We start from the raw sequence: 17,457 nt of genomic DNA, 5'->3' as shown, positions 1-17,457 counted from the left end.
TTACGGGGGGCTGTCACCGAGGCGGCGTTGCTGGGCCACCACCTCGTCGAGGTCCTTCAGCCTGCCCAGCCCGGCCATCGGTTGAGCCATCCGCCGGTTGCGTCCCAGCTCTTCTCGGTTGCGCGCCAGAAACCACCAGTAGCCGCCGGTGAACGGACACCCCTGCTCACCGACCCGTTTGCTCGGCTGGTACCGGCAGGATCCGCAGTAGTCGCTCATGCGATTGATGTAGGCGCCGCCGGACGCGTACGGCTTGGTCGCCATCAGCCCGCCATCGGCATGCAGCGACATGCCAACCACATTGGCGACCATCACCCAGTCGTAGCCGTCGACGAAGGATCGGTGGAACCAGTCGGTGACCTCGGCCGGATCCCAACCGCGTTGCAACGCGAAGTTGGACAGCACCATCAGCCGGGGGATGTGATGAACCCAGCCGTGGTCGCGTACCTGTGCCAGGACGTCCTTGAGGCAGTTGGCCTCCAGCGCATCGGCGTCCAGCTCGGTGAACCAGGACGGCAGGCTGTTGGTCGCGTGTAATGCGTTGCGGTGACGATACTTCCGGCCGAAGTGCCAGTAGACGTGCCAGATGTAGTCCCGCCACCCGATCAGCTGCCGGATGTATCCCTCCACGCTGCTGATAGGTGCCTTCTTGCTGCGGTAGGCGTCTTCGGCGGCGTAGGCGCAGTCCAGCGGATCCAGCAGGCCCAGGTTCATCGGCGCCGACAGCAGACTGTGGGCCATGAACCGGTCGCCGGTCAGCATCGCGTCTTCATGAGGGCCGAAGTGCGCCAGCCGGTCCCGCAGAAAGACTTTCAGCGCCTGTTGCGCTTCTGCGGCGGTGACGGCGAACTCGCGTGGGCCGTCGCGCCCGACAAACGACACATCGCCGTCGCGTTCCCAGCGGTCCAGATCGGCGCGGACCTGTTCGTCGATCTCGTCTTCTTCGGCCTGCCAGGGCGGTGGAACGCCCAGATCGGCCGTGTTCTTGGGCGCGGGTTCGCGATTGTCGGCGTCGAAGTTCCACCGTCCCTCGACCGGCTGGTCACCGTCCATCAGCAGATCGAACCGGCGGCGCGCGGTGCGGTAGAAGTTCTCCATCCGCAGCGTGCGCTGTGATTTCGCCCACTCGTCGAAATCCTCCCGGCTCGTGCAGAAACCCCGGGCGGGCAGGACCTCTACCGACGGCAGCGACCGCACGAATCGGTCAGCCGCCCACGAGGTGGGCTGGCACACGCTGAGCGGTTCGTCGAGTTGATCGAGCGCTTCACCGTAGCTGCGGGTCTGCAGAAACACCGCCTGCTCACCGAGTTCAGCCGCCCGGTGGCGCAACGCCGAGAGCACCAGATGAGCCTTGCGCCGGTGGAAGCGGCGGCGTTGGAACACCGCCCGTGACTCGATCAGCAGCACCGGCTGGGCGGGATCGTCGAGGAAGTGGGGGCCGAGCTGATCGGCGAAGCACCATCGCCGGGTCTCGGCGCTCATGCGATTTGCGGCTGTGTCGTCGGTGCAGTCATCGTCCCCCACGCAAATTACTGAACACTTTGTTCACCAACTTAGCGATTGATCGGGGGCAGCTCCACCGTTCGGGGCACCAATCGTCGCAGGCGGTGCCGGATGGTCCGGCTCCTCATCCGGCCGTTCCGGCCGGAATCGTCGCAGGACGGGCCGGTATCGTGGGGCGGGTCATGGTCTACCTCGATCACGCCGCCACCACCCCGATGCACCCCGCTGCCATCGAGGCGATGACCGCTGTGCTCGGCACCGTGGGCAATGCGTCGTCACTGCACACCACCGGTCGCACGGCGCGCCGGCGAATCGAGGAGTCCCGGGAGCTCATCGCCGACAAGCTCGGCGCGCGCCCCTCGGAGGTCATCTTCACCGCGGGCGGCACCGAGAGCGACAACCTGGCCGTCAAGGGCCTGTACTGGGCCCGCCGCGACGAGAACGAGAACCGCCGGCGCATCGTCACCAGCGAAGTGGAACACCACGCGGTGCTAGACAGCGTCAACTGGCTCGTCGAGCACGAAGGCGCCGAAGTCACCTGGATGCCCACCGACTCCGACGGCTCGGTGTCGGCCGCCGCGCTGCGGGAGGCGCTCGACGGCGGTGACGACGTCGCGCTCGTATCGGTGATGTGGGCCAACAACGAGGTCGGCACCATCATGCCGATCGCTGAATTAGCCTCCGTCGCAGCCGAGTTCGGCGTTCCGATGCACTGCGACGCCGTGCAGGCGGTCGGGCAGCTGCCGGTCGACTTCGGTGCCAGCGGGCTCTCGGCGATGAGTGTGGCCGGGCACAAGTTCGGTGGCCCGCCCGGGGTGGGCGCACTGGTGGTGCGCCGCAATGTCGCGTGTGTGCCGCTGCTGCACGGCGGCGGTCAGGAGCGCGATATCCGTTCCGGGACACCCGATGTCGCCGGCGCGGTGGGCATGGCCACCGCAGCCGGCATCGCGGTGGACGGCCTGGAGGCCAACAGCGCGCGGCTGCGGCAACTGCGGGACCGGTTGGTCGACGGCGTGCTCGCCCAGATCGACGACGTCCGGGTCAACGGGGCCCGCGACCCGCTGCGGCTTCCGGGCAACGCCCACTTCACCTTCCGCGGCTGTGAAGGCGATGCGTTGTTGATGCTGCTGGACGCCAACGGAATCGAGTGTTCGACCGGATCGGCCTGCACCGCCGGGGTGGCGCAACCGTCGCACGTGCTGATCGCGATGGGCGCCGATCCGGCCAGCGCCCGCGGATCGTTGCGGCTCTCGTTCGGACACAACAGCGTCGACTCCGACGTGGACGCGGCGTTAGAGGTGCTTCCCGGTGCGGTGGCGCGCGCCCGGCGGGCTGCCCTGGCCGCCGCGGGGTTGGCCCAGTGAAGGTTCTCGCCGCGATGAGCGGTGGGGTGGATTCGTCGGTGGCCGCGGCCCGCATGGTGGACGCGGGGCACGACGTGGTGGGAGTGCATCTGGCGCTGTCGACCGCTCCGGGCACCCTGCGCACCGGATCGCGTGGCTGCTGCTCCAAGGAGGACGCGTCCGACGCCCGGCGGGTGGCCGATGTCCTCGGAATACCGTTCTATGTATGGGATTTCGCGGAAAAGTTCCAAGCGGACGTGATCGACGATTTCGTGTCGTCCTATGCGCGCGGCGAGACGCCGAATCCCTGTGTGCGCTGCAATCAGCAGATCAAGTTCTCCGCATTGTCGGCGCGCGCGCTGGCGCTCGGTTTCGACCAGGTGGTCACCGGGCACTACGCGCGACTGTCCGGGGGACGGTTGCGGCGCGCCGTCGACCGGGACAAGGACCAGTCCTACGTGCTGGCCGTGCTCACCGCCGAGCAGTTGCGCCACGCCGCCTTCCCGATCGGCGACACCCCCAAGCCGCAGATCCGCGCCGAGGCGGCCCGCCGTGGCCTGGCGGTCGCGGACAAGCCGGACAGTCATGACATCTGCTTCATCCCGTCCGGCAACACCCAGGCGTTCCTCGGCGCGCGCATCGGCGTCCGTCGCGGGGCGGTCGTCGACAAGGACGGTGCCGTACTCGCCGAACATGACGGTGTGCACGGCTTCACCATCGGTCAGCGCAAGGGCCTGGGCATCGCCGGTCCGGGGGCGGACGGTCTGCCACGGTATGTGACGGCGATCGACGCCGACACCGCCACCGTTCATGTCGGGAGTGCGGCCGAACTCGACGTTCACACGCTTCGCGGACGCGCGCCGGTCTTCACCGCGGGAACCGCGCCCTCCGGTCCGATCGAATGCGCGGTGCAGGTGCGCGCACACGGCGAAATCGCAGACGGCGTAGCCGAATTGGTTGACGGCGAGCTGGTCGTGCAGTTGCGGGCACCGCTTCGCGGGGTGGCCCGTGGTCAGACGCTCGTGCTGTACCGCCCCGATCCTGACGGTGACGAGGTGATCGGCAGCGCTACCATCGCCGGCACCGGGCGGGCCTAGCCTCCCGGCACATTTTTGGCGATGTTCGTCATCACGATCTCCGACACCGATTCGGGGAAGCCGCAGAAGGTGACTTCCAGCAGAGCCACCGAGAGCACCCGGTAATCGCGGCCACACGAACCCGGTCGCATGCGCAGCGAGTCAGGGCCGGTCTCCCACGAGTTGACGAACAGCCAGCCCATCGAACTGTCCGCACAGTCCTTCACCGTTGACACCAGCCCCTCGAACGCGCGCCGCGCGATGTCGGCGTCGTGGTAGCTCGCGGCGCCCTCGGAAATCAGCCGGCCACCGGGTGGGTCCTGAAACGTCGTCTTGTGGAACGACTTCACCTCGGGGCCGAACGTCGCCGTCTCGGCGAACACGAACCGGCATTCCGCCGGGGCGGTCGCGGCGAGGTCTTCGATGTCGACGGGGTACCGGCCGTCCATCGAGGGAATGATCGTCAGATGCTCGCCGGAACCGGTGATCGAGCGCATCCTCGACTGGTCCAGCAGCACCGTGCTGACGTCGAGCACGTCCAGTGGTAGGGCGCCGAAGGCCGGCAACGCTTCGCCGTCGACCACGCGAGTGCACGCCGTTGCCAGCAGCATCGCGCAACACGACAGGAGCAACCGTGTTTTTCTCGCCATGAGCCGCCCTTCCGGCTCGAACTTACCCGGGTCCGGCAGCGCTAAACACCCCTGGCCGGTGGCTCCCGTTGTGATGTCGAATACGGTTGCCGGGTGAGTGTTTTCGCACAGGGCAGCGGCGTCGGATCGTGGCCCGGCACCTCGGCGCGCCAGGCCGCCGAAGTCGTCGTCGGCGAGTTGGCCGGCGCGTTGGCCCATCTCGTGGAGTTACCGGCCAGGGGAGTGGGTGCCGACATGCTCGGGCGCGCCGCGGCACTGCTGGTCGACGTGGCCCTGGACACTGTCCCGCGCGGCTACCGCCTGGTCTCTCGTCCCGGGGTCGTGACGCGCCGGGCCACCAGCATGCTCGACGAGGACATGGACGCGCTCGAGGAGGCGTGGGAGACCGCGGGCCTGCGCGGCGGCGACCGGGTGGTCAAGGTGCAGGCGCCCGGGCCGGTCACCCTGGCGGCGGGGCTGGAGTTGGGCAACGGCCACCGCGCGATCACCGATGCGGGCGCACTGCGCGACCTGACCGCCTCGCTGGCCGAAGGCGTCGCCGCCCACCGCGCCGCGCTGTCCCGCCGTCTGGATACGCCGGTTGTGGTGCAGTTCGACGAGCCGACGCTGCCGGCCGCCCTCGGCGGCCGACTGACCGGGGTCACCGCCCTGAGTCCGGTGCCCGCGCTCGACGAGGCGGTCGCCGAGGCCTTGCTGGCGATGTGTGTCGAGGTGGTGGGAGTGGACGTCGCGGTGCACAGCTGCGCTCCCGATGTTCCCTGGGAGTTGTTGGCACGCAGCGGAATTGCGGCGGTTTCGGTCGATGTGAACACGCTGCGGGCCGCCGACTTGGACGCTGTCGCGGCATTTGTGGAGTCGGGGCGCACCCTCGTGCTGGGCGTGGTCGACAGCAGTGCCCCCGACCGTCGGCCGTCGGTCGAAGAGGTGGCCACCAGAGTCGTCGCGGTAACCGACCGTCTCGGATTCGGGCGTTCGCCCCTGCGGGGCCGCGTCGGTGTCACCCCGGCATGCGGCTTGGCCGTCGCGACCCCGCAGTGGGCGCGCACCGCGGTCAGTCTGGCCCGCGACGCCGCGGATGCATTCGCTGCGGACCCCGACGCGATCTGAGGATTCGCAACCTTTTGGTTGCGGTTCTGTGCTCGCTGTGCTGTCGTAATAAGCAACCAGGAGGTTGCGCATGAATACCGACCGGATCGAGAAGCAGGTGCTGTTGCGGGCTCCGCTGCAGCGCGTGTGGGCGGCGATCAGCGACGCGGAGCAGTTCGGACGCTGGTTCGGCGTCCGCTTCGACGGGCCCTTCGCCGAAGGGAAGACCGTCACCGCGACCATCACCCCCACCGAGGTCGACGCCGAGGTCGCCAAGCGTCAGCAACCCCATGTCGGTGTGACCAGTCGCTGGCAGATCGTCGCGGTGGAACCGCCGCGACGCTTCGCCTACCGCTGGCCGATCGACCCGGGAAATGCAAATGCCACCACGCTGGTGGAGTTCACGCTCGACGAGGTCTTCGACGGGGTGCTGCTCACCATCGTCGAATCGGGCTTCGACGCGATACCCGAACCCCGCCGCGGTAGTTCCTTCGAGGCGAACGCCGAGGGCTGGGCCATTCAGACCGACCTGGTGCGCCGCTATCTGGAACTCCTGTGAAGACGGTCGGCGCCCGCGTGTTCGACGCTCTCGGCGATGCCAATCGCCTGCGCATCGTGGTGCTTCTGTGCGAGGCGGGTCCGAGTTCGACAACCCAAGTCACACAGGTCATTCCGGTGACCCGGCAAGCGGCCACCAAGCACCTGCTGCTGCTGGAGTCCGCGGGGCTGGTGACCAGCAGCCGGCGCGGCCGGGAACGGCTGTGGATGGTGCAGGCCGAACCGCTGGCCCAAGCCGGCGACTACCTCGCTCAGTTGTCCCGCCGCTGGGACGCTGCGGTGGATCGGCTGCGCGCGTTCGTGGAGGAGTGAGACCCGGGTTTGGACGAGATGGCCGTGGCGGCTGTGTTCCGGCGGGTGGTCACGACCGCTGCGGCAATCTCGGCGAGGCCTCGTCGGCCCCCTTCGATAGCCTGCCAAGGTGACGTCTCCCGAGGGGCTACGCCCGGAAGTCCTGCACGAGTGGCAGGACCTGGCCGAGGAGGTACGCGAGCACCAGTTCCGCTACTACGTGCGCGATGCGCCGATCATCACCGATGCCGAATTCGACCGCCTGCTGCGCAAGCTGGAGGCGCTGGAGGCCGAGTATCCGGAGCTGCGCACACCCGACTCACCCACCCAGCTGGTCGGCGGCGCCGGATTCGCGACGGAGTTCGAGGCCGCCGAGCATCTCGAGCGGATGCTGAGCCTGGACAACGCGTTCAGCGCCGACGAGTTGAACGCCTGGGCGGCCAGGGTTGAAGCCGAGATCGGCGACTCGAGTATTGAGGCGCATTACCTGTGCGAACTCAAGATCGACGGCGTCGCGCTGTCGTTGGTGTACCGGGACGGGCGACTGACCCGCGCGGCGACCCGGGGCGACGGTCGCACCGGTGAAGACGTCACACTCAACGCGCGCACCATCGACGACGTGCCGCTGCGATTGTCCGCCAGCGAGGAGTACCCGGTGCCCGCGGTTCTCGAGGTGCGCGGCGAGGTCTTCTTCCGGGTGGACGATTTCGCCGCCCTCAACGCGAGCCTGGTGGAGGAGGGCAAGGCGCCGTTCGCCAATCCCCGCAACAGCGCCGCGGGCTCGCTGCGCCAGAAGGATCCCGCCGTGACCGCCCGCCGCAAGCTGCGGATGATCTGCCACGGGCTGGGGCACACCGAAGGTTTTCGGCCGGCCAGCCAGCACGCGGCCTACCTCGCGCTGCAGGAGTGGGGGCTGCCGGTCTCCACCCACACCACCGTCGTCAACGGACTGGCCTCGGTGCAGGAACGCATCGACTACTGGGGTGAGCACCGCCACGAGGTGGACCACGAGATCGATGGCGTGGTGGTCAAGGTCGACGAGTTCGCGCTGCAGCGCCGGCTGGGTTCCACCTCGCGTGCCCCGCGCTGGGCGATCGCCTACAAGTACCCGCCGGAGGAGGCCCAGACCAAGCTGCTCGACATCCGGGTCAACGTCGGGCGCACCGGGCGGGTCACTCCGTTCGCGTTCATGACGCCGGTCAAGGTGGCCGGCTCGACCGTGGCGCAGGCCACGCTGCACAACGCCTCGGAGGTCAAGCGCAAAGGTGTGCTGATCGGCGACACGGTGGTGATCCGCAAGGCCGGCGACGTCATTCCCGAGGTGCTGGGCCCCGTCGTCGATCTGCGCGACGGCTCCGAACACGAATTCGTCATGCCCACAACATGTCCCGAGTGCGGCACGCCTCTCGCGCCGGAGAAAGAGGGCGACGCCGACATCCGCTGCCCCAACTCCCGGGGCTGCCCGGCGCAGCTGCGTGAGCGGGTTTTCCATGTGGCCAGCCGCAACGCCCTGGACATCGAGGTGCTCGGCTACGAGGCCGGGGCCGCGCTGTTGCAGGCCGGGGCAATCGCCGACGAAGGCGACCTGTTCAGCCTCACCGAGGACAAGCTGCTGGGCACGGAGTTGTTCCGGACCAAGGCCGGCTGCCTGTCCGCCAACGGCAGGCGCCTGCTGGCCAATCTGGACAATGCCAAGTCTGCGCCGCTGTGGCGTGTCCTGGTGGCGTTGTCGATTCGTCATGTGGGGCCGACGGCGGCGCGCGCGCTGGCAGCCGCCTTCGGCACTCTCGATGCGATCGCCGAGGCGACGACCGAGCAGCTGGCTGCCGTGGAAGGGGTGGGCGCCACGATCGCGGCCGCGGTCACCGACTGGTTCACCGTCGACTGGCACCGCGACATCGTCGAGAAGTGGCGCGCCGCCGGTGTGCGGATGGCCGACGAGCGCGACGACAGCGTGCCCCGCACCCTGGCCGGGCTGAGCATCGTGGTGACCGGCTCGCTCACCGGCTTCTCCCGTGACGACGCCAAAGAGGCCATCGTCAGCCGCGGCGGCAAGGCGGCGGGGTCGGTGTCGAAGAAGACGTCTTTCGTCGTGGTCGGGGATTCGCCCGGCTCGAAGTACGACAAAGCGGTCGAACTCGGTGTGCCGATCCTCGACGAGGACGGGTTCCGGACGCTCCTTGCCGAGGGGCCGCCGGAAGCCGAACCTGCCGCGCAGTGACACGGCCGGGCCGCGAGTCGGTACGGTACTGGACCGTACTAATGCCTGCGTCCTATCGTGGGCGCTATGGTCCACACGGCCGAACCTCCCGCGGATACCTCGCCATGGTCGCCGCGCGAGTCCGAGTTGCTGGCGGTGACGCTGGATCTGCTGGCCGAACACGGGTATGACGGGCTGACGGTGGACGCCGTGGCCACCACCGCCCGGGCCAGCAAGGCCACCGTCTACCGCCGATGGCCGTCGAAGGCCGAACTGGTGCTGGCCGCCTTCATCGAGGGGGTGTGCCAGGTCGCGGTGGTGCCCAATACCGGCTCGCTGCGCGGCGATCTCGTCAAGATCGGGGAGACCATCTGCGAGCATGCCGCCGAGCAGGCCAGCACCATCCGGGCCGTGCTCGTGGAGGTGTCGCGCCACCCCGCCCTCGGTGAAGCCATGCAACTGCAGTTTCTCGATCAGCGAAAAGCATTGATCCGGCACGTGTTACGGCAGGCCGTGGACCGGGGCGAGATCAGCGAGGACGCGATCGCCGACGAGTTGTGGGACGTGCTGCCGGGGTACCTGATCTACCGCTCCATCATTCCGGGCCGGCCCCCGGACAGTCGCACGGTACGGGCGCTGGTGGACGGCTTCCTCCTGCCGGGCCTGACCCGCTCCGGCTGACTGCGCCCGCCGTTGCGGCCGGGTTGGAAAGTGCACGCTCGCGTCTCTTGTGCAGTACGGTCCAGTACCGTACTGTCATATTCAAGGAGCGCGCCGGTGTCGCGGTGGAATCGCCCGATCATCGAAAGGTCAACGGGTGCAGGGTAGTTCGCGAATCTCCTTGGTCAGGAGGGGGTGGATGGTGCTGGTCGCGCTGGTGGTCGCAGTGACCGCGGGATTTGCCATCTACCGCCTGCACGGCCTGTTCGACTCCGGGAAGAATGCGTCGAGGGGCCAGGGCGTCTCGAACGAGATCGTCCCGTTCAACCCCAAGCATGTCGTCCTGGAGGTCTTCGGCGTGCCGGGCGCGACGGCCACCATCAACTACCTCGACGTCAACGCGCAGCCGCAGCAGGTCGTCGATGCCGCGCTGCCGTGGTCGTTCACCATCACCACCACCGAGCCCGCGGTCCTGGGAAACGTTGTGGCACAGGGCAGCGGTGACACGATCGGGTGCCGGATCACCGTCAACGGCGACGTGAAAGACGAACGAACGGTCAACACGCCCTACGCCTACACCTTCTGTTTGGACAAGTCCGGATGAGCAACGAACAACTGCCGCGAATCCCGCACACCATCCGCCGGCTCTCGGTGCCGATTCTGATCTTCTGGGTGCTGCTGGCGGGAGTCTCCAACGCCCTGGTGCCGCAGTTGGAAGAGGTCGGCAAGACCCACAACGTCGCGCTGATCATGGCCGACGCTCCGTCGTTGCAGGCGACCAAGCGCATCGGTCAGAAGTTTCACGAGTTCGACACCGACAGCACGGCCATGGTGGTTCTGGAAGGCGATCAGCCCCTCGGTGCCGACGCACATCGCTATTACGACACCTTGATCCACCGGCTCGAAGCCGACCGCAAGCACGTCGAGCACGTCCAGGACTTCTGGGGTGACACCCTGACCGCCGCCGGATCGCAGAGCACCGACGGCAAGGCCGCCTACGTGCAGCTCAACCTCGCGGGCAATCAGGGGTCCGCGCTCGCCAACGAATCCGTGGGCGCGGTCCGGGAAGTCGTCGAGCACACACCGCCGCCGACCGGCGTCAAGGCCTACGTCACCGGTGCGGCTCCGCTGATCGCCGATCAGTTCGACGTGGGCAGCAAGGGAACGGCGAAGGTCACCGGCATCACCGTCGGCGTGATCGCGTTGATGCTGCTCTTCGTCTACCGCTCCTTCCTGACCATGCTGCTGGTTCTGGTGACCGTCCTCATCGAGATGGCGGCCGCCCGTGGCATCGTCGCCTTCCTCGGCAACGCGGGCATCATCGGGTTGTCGACCTATGCGACGAATTTGCTCACTCTGCTGGTGATCGCCGCCGGTACCGACTACGCGATCTTCGTCGTGGGCCGCTACCAGGAAGCCCGCAGTGCCGGCGAGGATCGAGATACGGCGTACTACACCATGTTTCGCGGCACCGCCCACATCGTGCTGGGATCGGGCCTGACCGTTGCCGGTGCGGTGGCCTGTCTGAGCTTTACCCGGCTGCCGTACTTCCAGAGCCTTGGCATTCCGGCCGCACTGGGCATCCTCGTCGCGCTGGTGGCCGCGCTCACCCTGGCGCCGGCCGTGGTGTCCCTGGGTGCCCTGGTCGGCATCTTCGAACCCAAACGCGCGATGCGGACCCGCGGCTGGCGGCGTATCGGCACGGCGATCGTCCGCTGGCCGGGCCCGGTGCTGACGGTGGCGTGCGCCCTGGCCTTCATCGGCCTGCTCACCCTGCCCGGATACAAGACGAGTTACGACACCCGTCCTTACATGCCCGAAAGCGCGGCGGCCAACGTCGGATACGCCGCCGCCGAGCGGCACTTCTCCCGCGCGCGCCTGGAACCCGAACTCCTGATGCTCGAGTCAGACCACGACATGCGCACCCCGGCCGACATGCTGATCCTGGACCGGGTCGCCAAAGCGGTGTTCCATCTGCCCGGCATCGCGCAGGTGCAGTCGATCACCAGGCCGCTGGGCACTCCGCTCAACCACACCTCGCTCGCGTTCCAGATCAGCGCGCAGAGCGCCAACCAGACCGAAAACCTGCGTTATCAACGTGACCGCGCGGACGACCTGCTCAGGCAGGCCGGTGAGCTGTCCAAGGGCATCGACATCCTGCGCCAGCAGTACACCCTGCAGCAGGAACTTGCGACGACCACCCACAGCGAGGCCCAGAGCTTCCGGGACACCGTCGCCATCATGAACGACCTGCGCGACAAGATCGCCAACTTCGACGACTTCTTCCGGCCCATCCGGAGCTACTTCTACTGGGAGAAGCACTGTTTCGATATCCCGGCCTGCTTTGCGATCAGGTCGGTGCTCGATGCGTTGGATGGAATCGATCAACTCACGTCACGATTCGAAGACCTGACAGCCACGCTCGAAAAGCTCGACGCGCTGCAGCCGAAGCTGGTGGCCCTCATACCCCAGCAGATCGCCAGTCAGGAAACCAATCACGACCTGACGATGGCGAATTACGCCACCCTTTCCGGGATCTACGCACAGACCGCCGCGGCCATCGAGAACTCGACGGCCCTGGGCCGCGCCTTCGACACCGCCAAGAACGACGACACCTTCTACCTGCCGCCGGAAGTCTTCAACAACCCCGACTTCAAGCGCGGGCTGAAGTTGTTCCTGTCACCCGACGGCAAGGCCGCCCGGATGATCATCACGCACGAAGGCGATCCGGCCACCCCGGAAGGCATCTCCCACATCGAGCCGATCAGAAGAGCCGCGCACGAAGCCGTGAAGGGCACGCCCATGGCCGAGGCGAAGTTCTACCTCGGCGGCACCGCCGCCACCTACGCCGACATCCAGGACGGTGCCAAGTACGACCTGATGATCGCCGGAATCGCGGCACTGAGCCTGATCCTGTTGATCATGATGACGCTGACCCGCAGCCTGGTCGCCGCGCTGGTGATCGTCGGCACGGTGGCGCTGTCCCTCGGCGCGTCGTTCGGGTTGTCAGTGTTGGTGTGGCAGTACATGTTCGGGATCAAGCTCTACTGGGTGGTGCTCGCGCTGGCGGTGATCCTGCTGTTGGCCGTCGGCTCGGACTACAACCTGCTGTTGATATCCCGCTTCCGCGAAGAGATCGGCGCCGGGCTCAACACGGGAATCATCCGGGCGATGGCCGGATCCGGTTCCGTGGTCACCTCGGCGGGTCTCGTTTTCGCGGTCACCATGTGCGCCTTCCTGTTCAGTGGTTTCCAAGTGCTGGGTCAGATCGGGACGACCATCGGGCTGGGCCTGCTGTTCGATACCTTGATCGTGCGGTCGTTCATGACGCCATCAATCGCGGCCCTGCTGGGGCGCTGGTTCTGGTGGCCGCAACGGGTACGACCGCGCCCGGCCAGTCAGATGCTGCGCCCCTATGGCCCACGGTCTGCCGTCCGTCAGCTGCTGCTGTGGGAGGACGACGACGACGTGGTGAAACCCCAAGCGCGCTAATGTAATCCGGTGTCGATGGCACCGTCGGCGAGCAGCTTCCTGGTCGCCGACGCGGACAGCGGCCGGCAGAACAGAAAGCCCTGGGCGCGCACGCATCCCTCCTTCAGCAGCGTCCGGGCCGCGCCTTCGCTCTCCACGCCCTCGGCGACAACGTTCAGATCGAGCGCCGCGGCCAGTCCCATGACGGCGCGGACGATGGCCAGATCGTCGGCGCTGACATCGAGATCTTCGACGAATCCGCGATCGATCTTCAGGGTGCTCACCGGCAAGGTCCGCAGCAGGCCCATCCCGCTGAACCCGGTGCCGAAGTCGTCGATGGCGATGTCGATCCCGAGGTCGGTCAGTGCGCTCAGGGTGGCCCGGGTGCTCGCCACGTCTCTGATGAGCATGCTCTCGGTGATCTCCAGCCCGATCGCGCTACCCGTGAGCCCGAACTTGCCGACGGTCCTGCTGACGGTGTTCACCAGGTCCTGAGCCACCAGCTGAGCCGGAGAGACGTTGACGCGCAACATGATATCGAGACCCACGCCATCGGAGCGCCACTGCGCCAGGTCGGCGCAGGCCGCGTTGAGCACCCACTTGCCTAATTCTCCGGCCAGATTCAGCGATTCGGCGACCGGGATGAACGCGTCGGGCAACAACAGTCCCCGGGTCGGGTGCTGCCAGCGGGCCAGCGCCTCGACGGCCAGGATCTTGCCGGTCAGCATGTCGATCTCCGGCAGGTACAGGACGGTCAGCGCATCGGTTTCGATCGCCCCCGGTAGGTGCAGCTCGATGTCGGCGCGGACCTTGCGCCGGTTGATCACGTCGGTGGAAATGATGCCGATGCGTTGCGCCCCAGTGCCTTTCGTGCACTGCAGCGCGTCATCGGCGTGCCGAAGCAGGTCCAGGCTCGAGTCTTTGCCCGGCGTGCCGGTCGCCACACCGATGCTCACCGTGCGGTTGAGAACCTCACCGCCGATGGTGACGTGATCGGTCAGCCGCGAACTGAGATGTTCGGCCAGCCGTTTCGCGTCGGCCAGATCCGTGGCCGTCTCCGGCACGACGACGAACTCGTCGCCACCGATCCGGGCGATCAAACCGCGCCCTTCCATCGCTGCGCGGGCCTCGGTGGCGAAGTCGCGAATGAACGCATCGCCGGCCTCGTGCCCAAGGTAATCGTTGATCGCCTTGAGCCGGTCGAGGTTGAAGATCAACACCGTCACCGGGCCGGGCCTGCCGGTGGTCAAGCGCTCATCGAGATGGTGGATCAGGGCGCGCCGGTTCGGCAAAGCGGTCAGATCGTCGTGGCTGGCCTGATAGCTCAGCTGATCCTCGATGCTGATCCGGGCTTGCACCTGGGCCAACATGGTGGCCACCACGGTCAGCGCGTTGATCTCCTCGTCGCTCCAGCTGCGGTCGCCGTATTTGACGAAACCCAGCGTTCCGGTGGTGACGTCGCCGGACAGCAACGGAATCGAGGCCAGCGAGACGGCCGGAATGCCGCTCGCTTCGGAGATGGTCTGCTGGTACTTCTCGTCCTGGGAGGCCGGACGCAAGATCACCGGTTCCTTGGCGTTCTCGGCGAGCGCGAATACCGGGTCGGCGTCGGCGAAATAAATGGTGTGCAGGGGGTCGGGGTCCGGAACTTCCGGCCGCGGCGGCCATTCGGCCACCAACACCGTGGCACCGATGGTGTGGTCGTTGTGCCGCAGGCAGCTGACGTCGACGTCGAGGTAGCGGACGAGCTCAGCCAGCACTTCGGTGCTGTTGGCCACCGCGGTTTTGCTGGTGGCGCCCAGCAGTTTGGTGGCCACCGTGGTGATGATGGCGGGCAAACTGGTTGCGGGAGTGTGGCTTTGCATGTGGTGAGTCTCGAAATGATTTGCTGAAAGCGGTCCGGTGCCGACCCCGACAACGCGTTCGTACTGGCTGTGAAGTTTTAAATATATCCTGGCGAGTTCGCTGCGTGGGGTATTTGCGAATCAGCGCAGCAGGGTGGCGACGATGCCGGCCAGGTAGCCGAGGCGGGCCACTTCCGATGGCCGGAATTCCGGGCCCGGCCTCCCGAGCACCACGGCGGTGTGTTTGTCGCCGAGTGGCGCCGCGGCCATCGTCGTGTCCATGTCGCGCCAGGCCTGCGGGACCCAGTCGGCGCTGCCGTCCAGCGTCAGGGCGTGCTCGATCGGCAGCCAGGGCGCCGAGTCGGCCCGGGTTTCCGGTGCTCCCGTGCTGCCGGCGAGCCGCTGCAGCTTGCCCTGCGTCTGCCGCAGCACCGTGCACCAGCTCACCCGCAGGATTCTGGGCGCCTGGTCGGCCAGCACCTGTAGCCGCGACGCGTTGTCACCGGCCGCCGAGACGCGGTCGAGCAGTTCCAGTTCGCGGTGCGCCTCGAGCAGGCCGGTGTGCGGGCGAACGCTGTCCACCCGAACCCCGGGCAGCGATTCGGCGGCGGTGATCAGGGTGTCCGGCATTGCTCCGGGGGGGAGCTCGATCACCAGGTCGTCGATCGCGTACCCGGACATGCGCTCGACGACATCCAGCGACAGGATGTCGGCTCCCACCGAACCGAGCGCGACGGCCAGTGACCCCAGACTGCCTGGTTGGTCGACCAACTCGATGCGCAACAGATAGGAAGGCACGGCCAACACTGTTGCACAGCGACGCGCGGGTGGCATTTCGGCCGCTGCCCCTGCGGTGCTGACTTGCGCCCAGCGTGAAGCCAGCTTCACGGTGGGCGACGAACGTGAAGCCAGCCTCACGGTCGCGGCACGTTAGGCTTTTCGCTCGTGTCCCAGATCTCCCGTGACGAGGTGGCCCACCTGGCCCGGCTGGCCCGGCTGGCATTGACCGAGACCGAGCTGGACAGTTTCGCCGGTCAGCTGGACGCCATCTTGAGCCACGTCAGCCAGATCCAGGCCGTCGACGTGACCGGCGTCGAGGCCACCGACAACCCGCTCAAGGACGTCAATGTCACCCGTCCGGACGAGCCGCAGCCGTGCCTGACCCAGCAACAGGCGCTCGCGGCGGCGCCGGAGGCCGTCGACGGCCGCTTCGCCGTCCCGCAGATCCTGGGGGAGAGCCAGTGACGGACATCATCCGGCTCGACGCCGCCACCCTGGCCGCCAAGATCGCCGCTAAAGAGCTCTCGTCGGCCGAAGTGACCCAGGCCTGTCTGGACCAGATTGCGGCGACCGACGACCGCTACGGCGCGTTTCTGCACGTGGCGGCCGATCAGGCGCTGGCCGCCGCTGCCGACGTCGACGCGGCGGTGGCTGCCGGCGACCAGCTGCCCTCGGCCCTGGCCGGGGTACCGCTGGCCCTCAAGGACGTGTTCACCACGATCGATATGCCGACCACCTGCGGCTCCAAGATCCTGGAAGGCTGGCAGGCCCCCTACGACGCGACGCTGACCGCGCGGCTGCGGGCGGCGGGCATCCCGATTCTGGGCAAGACCAACATGGACGAGTTCGCGATGGGCTCGTCGACGGAGAACTCCGCCTTCGGGCCAACCCGCAACCCGTGGGACGTCGAGCGCGTTCCCGGCGGCTCCGGAGGCGGCAGCGCCGCGGCGCTGGCGGCGTTCCAGGCGCCGCTGGCCATCGGGTCCGACACGGGAGGCTCCATCCGGCAGCCGGCGGCGCTGACCGCCACCGTCGGGGTCAAACCCACCTACGGCACGGTGTCGCGCTACGGGCTGATCGCCTGCGCGTCGTCGCTGGATCAGGGCGGACCGTGCGCGCGCACCGTCCTGGACACCGCGTTGCTGCACCAGGTGATCGCCGGCCACGATCCCCGCGATTCCACCTCGATCGACGCGCAGGTGCCCGACGTGGTCGCCGCCGCTAAAGCGGGTGCAGCCGGTGACCTCAGCGGCGTGCGGGTCGGTGTGGTGCGCCAACTGCACACCGGCGAGGGCTACCAGCCCGGGGTGCTGGCCGCCTTCGAATCCGCCGTCGGGCAGTTGAAGTCACTCGGCGCACAGGTCAGTGAGGTGGACTGCCCGCACTTCGACTACTCGCTGCCGGCGTACTACCTGATCCTGCCGTCGGAGGTGTCCAGCAACCTGGCCCGGTTCGACGCCATGCGCTACGGGCTGCGGGTGGGCGACGACGGCAACCACAGCGCCGAAGAGGTCATGGCGATGACCCGGGCAGCCGGCTTCGGGCCGGAAGTCAAGCGGCGCATCATGATCGGCACCTACGCCCTGTCCGCCGGTTACTACGACGCCTATTACAACCAGGCGCAGAAGGTCCGCACGCTGATCGCGCGGGACCTCGACGAGGCTTACAAGTCCGTCGATGTGCTGGTGTCGCCGGCGACCCCGACCACCGCATTCCGGTTGGGGGAGAAGGTCGACGATCCGCTGGCCATGTACCTGTTCGACCTGTGCACGCTGCCGCTGAACCTGGCGGGCCACTGCGGGATGTCGGTGCCCGCGGGACTGTCGCCGGATGACGGGTTACCAGTAGGCCTGCAGATCATGGCGCCGGCGCTGGCCGACGACCGTTTGTACCGCGTGGGTGCGGCTTTCGAGGCCGCCCGCGGCGCTTTGCCGACCGCTATCTGAGTAGCGCGAGCAGACGCGAAGTCGCATGAAACCCTAGGTTTCTATGCGA

General features: G+C 67.5%; 15 protein-coding genes. 11 read left to right on the top strand and 4 right to left on the bottom strand.

Annotated elements, in window-relative coordinates:
- Positions 1-1,482: a cryptochrome/photolyase family protein gene (locus tag QXH22_RS04250; protein WP_306274988.1), complete on the bottom strand. Its 1,482-nt coding sequence runs from the start codon at positions 1,480-1,482 to the stop codon at positions 1-3.
- Between the two features lie 203 nt (positions 1,483-1,685).
- On the opposite strand from QXH22_RS04250, the gene QXH22_RS04245 reads away from it, so the two are divergent.
- Together QXH22_RS04245 and mnmA are read left to right on the top strand one after the other, a co-directional pair.
- Positions 1,686-2,867: a cysteine desulfurase family protein gene (locus tag QXH22_RS04245; protein ID WP_306241498.1), complete on the top strand. Its 1,182-nt coding sequence runs from the start codon at positions 1,686-1,688 to the stop codon at positions 2,865-2,867.
- A complete protein-coding gene (gene mnmA, locus QXH22_RS04240) occupies positions 2,864-3,943 on the top strand; it encodes a tRNA 2-thiouridine(34) synthase MnmA (RefSeq protein ID WP_306241497.1) in 1,080 nt (359 codons plus the stop codon). The genes QXH22_RS04245 and mnmA overlap by 4 nt, the downstream gene beginning before the upstream one ends.
- Here the strand turns inward: mnmA and QXH22_RS04235 are convergent.
- Positions 3,940-4,572: a sensor domain-containing protein gene (locus QXH22_RS04235; protein ID WP_306241496.1), complete on the bottom strand. Its 633-nt coding sequence runs from the start codon at positions 4,570-4,572 to the stop codon at positions 3,940-3,942. The two genes, mnmA and QXH22_RS04235, sit on opposite strands and share 4 nt — an antisense overlap.
- 93 nt (positions 4,573-4,665) lie before the next feature.
- Here QXH22_RS04235 and QXH22_RS04230 point away from each other — a divergent pair, with 93 nt between their 5' ends.
- The 7 genes from QXH22_RS04230 (at position 4,666) to QXH22_RS04200 (ending at position 12,859) form a co-directional block, all read left to right on the top strand.
- Entirely contained in the window at positions 4,666-5,679 is a 1,014-nt protein-coding gene (locus QXH22_RS04230) for a methionine synthase (protein WP_306241495.1), read from the top strand.
- Between the two features lie 70 nt (positions 5,680-5,749).
- Entirely contained in the window at positions 5,750-6,217 is a 468-nt protein-coding gene (locus QXH22_RS04225; protein WP_306241494.1) for an SRPBCC family protein, read from the top strand.
- On the top strand, positions 6,214-6,528 hold the full coding sequence (locus tag QXH22_RS04220) for a helix-turn-helix transcriptional regulator (protein WP_306241493.1): 315 nt from the start codon (positions 6,214-6,216) through the stop codon (positions 6,526-6,528). Before QXH22_RS04225 ends, QXH22_RS04220 begins: the two co-directional genes overlap by 4 nt.
- Before the next feature lie 109 nt (positions 6,529-6,637).
- The gene (ligA, locus tag QXH22_RS04215; protein WP_306274987.1) at positions 6,638-8,728 is read left to right on the top strand and encodes an NAD-dependent DNA ligase LigA; all 2,091 of its coding nucleotides are present in this window, start codon (positions 6,638-6,640) and stop codon (positions 8,726-8,728) included.
- Positions 8,729-8,794: 66 nt separating this feature from the next.
- Positions 8,795-9,388: a TetR/AcrR family transcriptional regulator gene (locus tag QXH22_RS04210; RefSeq protein WP_306241491.1), complete on the top strand. Its 594-nt coding sequence runs from the start codon at positions 8,795-8,797 to the stop codon at positions 9,386-9,388.
- Between the two features lie 136 nt (positions 9,389-9,524).
- Positions 9,525-9,971: an MmpS family transport accessory protein gene (locus QXH22_RS04205; protein ID WP_306241490.1), complete on the top strand. Its 447-nt coding sequence runs from the start codon at positions 9,525-9,527 to the stop codon at positions 9,969-9,971.
- Positions 9,968-12,859: an RND family transporter gene (locus tag QXH22_RS04200; protein WP_306241489.1), complete on the top strand. Its 2,892-nt coding sequence runs from the start codon at positions 9,968-9,970 to the stop codon at positions 12,857-12,859. The genes QXH22_RS04205 and QXH22_RS04200 overlap by 4 nt, the downstream gene beginning before the upstream one ends.
- On the opposite strand, the gene QXH22_RS04195 is transcribed toward QXH22_RS04200, so the two are convergent.
- Both QXH22_RS04195 and QXH22_RS04190 read right to left on the bottom strand, forming a co-directional pair.
- Positions 12,856-14,703 carry a bifunctional diguanylate cyclase/phosphodiesterase gene (locus QXH22_RS04195; RefSeq protein WP_306274986.1) on the bottom strand — a complete coding sequence of 616 codons (1,848 nt, stop codon included), beginning with the start codon at positions 14,701-14,703 and terminating at the stop codon, positions 12,856-12,858. The genes QXH22_RS04200 and QXH22_RS04195 overlap by 4 nt on opposite strands.
- 120 nt (positions 14,704-14,823) lie before the next feature.
- On the bottom strand, positions 14,824-15,480 hold the full coding sequence (locus QXH22_RS04190) for an amino acid-binding protein (RefSeq protein ID WP_306241487.1): 657 nt from the start codon (positions 15,478-15,480) through the stop codon (positions 14,824-14,826).
- Positions 15,481-15,627: 147 nt separating this feature from the next.
- Here QXH22_RS04190 and gatC point away from each other — a divergent pair, with 147 nt between their 5' ends.
- Both gatC and gatA read left to right on the top strand, forming a co-directional pair.
- On the top strand, positions 15,628-15,927 hold the full coding sequence (gene gatC, locus QXH22_RS04185) for an Asp-tRNA(Asn)/Glu-tRNA(Gln) amidotransferase subunit GatC (protein ID WP_065134441.1): 300 nt from the start codon (positions 15,628-15,630) through the stop codon (positions 15,925-15,927).
- Positions 15,924-17,408, top strand: coding sequence for an Asp-tRNA(Asn)/Glu-tRNA(Gln) amidotransferase subunit GatA (gene gatA / locus QXH22_RS04180; RefSeq protein ID WP_306241486.1), 1,485 nt, complete (start codon positions 15,924-15,926; stop codon positions 17,406-17,408). Before gatC ends, gatA begins: the two co-directional genes overlap by 4 nt.
- Positions 17,409-17,457: the final 49 nt, after the last annotated feature.

Origin of the sequence: Mycobacterium sp. TY814, from assembly GCF_030755175.1 — a bacterium.
GTDB lineage: Bacteria > Actinomycetota > Actinomycetes > Mycobacteriales > Mycobacteriaceae > Mycobacterium.
Note: the sequence above shows the minus strand (reverse complement) of the source record. Positions and strands in the feature narration are given on the sequence as shown.

Coding starts and splice junctions, on each gene's coding strand:
- QXH22_RS04250 (WP_306274988.1), bottom strand. CDS start 1,482: ATGAGCGCCGAGACCCGGCGATGGTGCTTCGCCGATCAGCTCGGCCCC.
- QXH22_RS04245 (WP_306241498.1), top strand. CDS start 1,686: ATGGTCTACCTCGATCACGCCGCCACCACCCCGATGCACCCCGCTGCC.
- QXH22_RS04235 (WP_306241496.1), bottom strand. CDS start 4,572: ATGGCGAGAAAAACACGGTTGCTCCTGTCGTGTTGCGCGATGCTGCTG.
- QXH22_RS04225 (WP_306241494.1), top strand. CDS start 5,750: ATGAATACCGACCGGATCGAGAAGCAGGTGCTGTTGCGGGCTCCGCTG.
- QXH22_RS04210 (WP_306241491.1), top strand. CDS start 8,795: ATGGTCCACACGGCCGAACCTCCCGCGGATACCTCGCCATGGTCGCCG.
- QXH22_RS04200 (WP_306241489.1), top strand. CDS start 9,968: ATGAGCAACGAACAACTGCCGCGAATCCCGCACACCATCCGCCGGCTC.
- QXH22_RS04195 (WP_306274986.1), bottom strand. CDS start 14,703: ATGCAAAGCCACACTCCCGCAACCAGTTTGCCCGCCATCATCACCACG.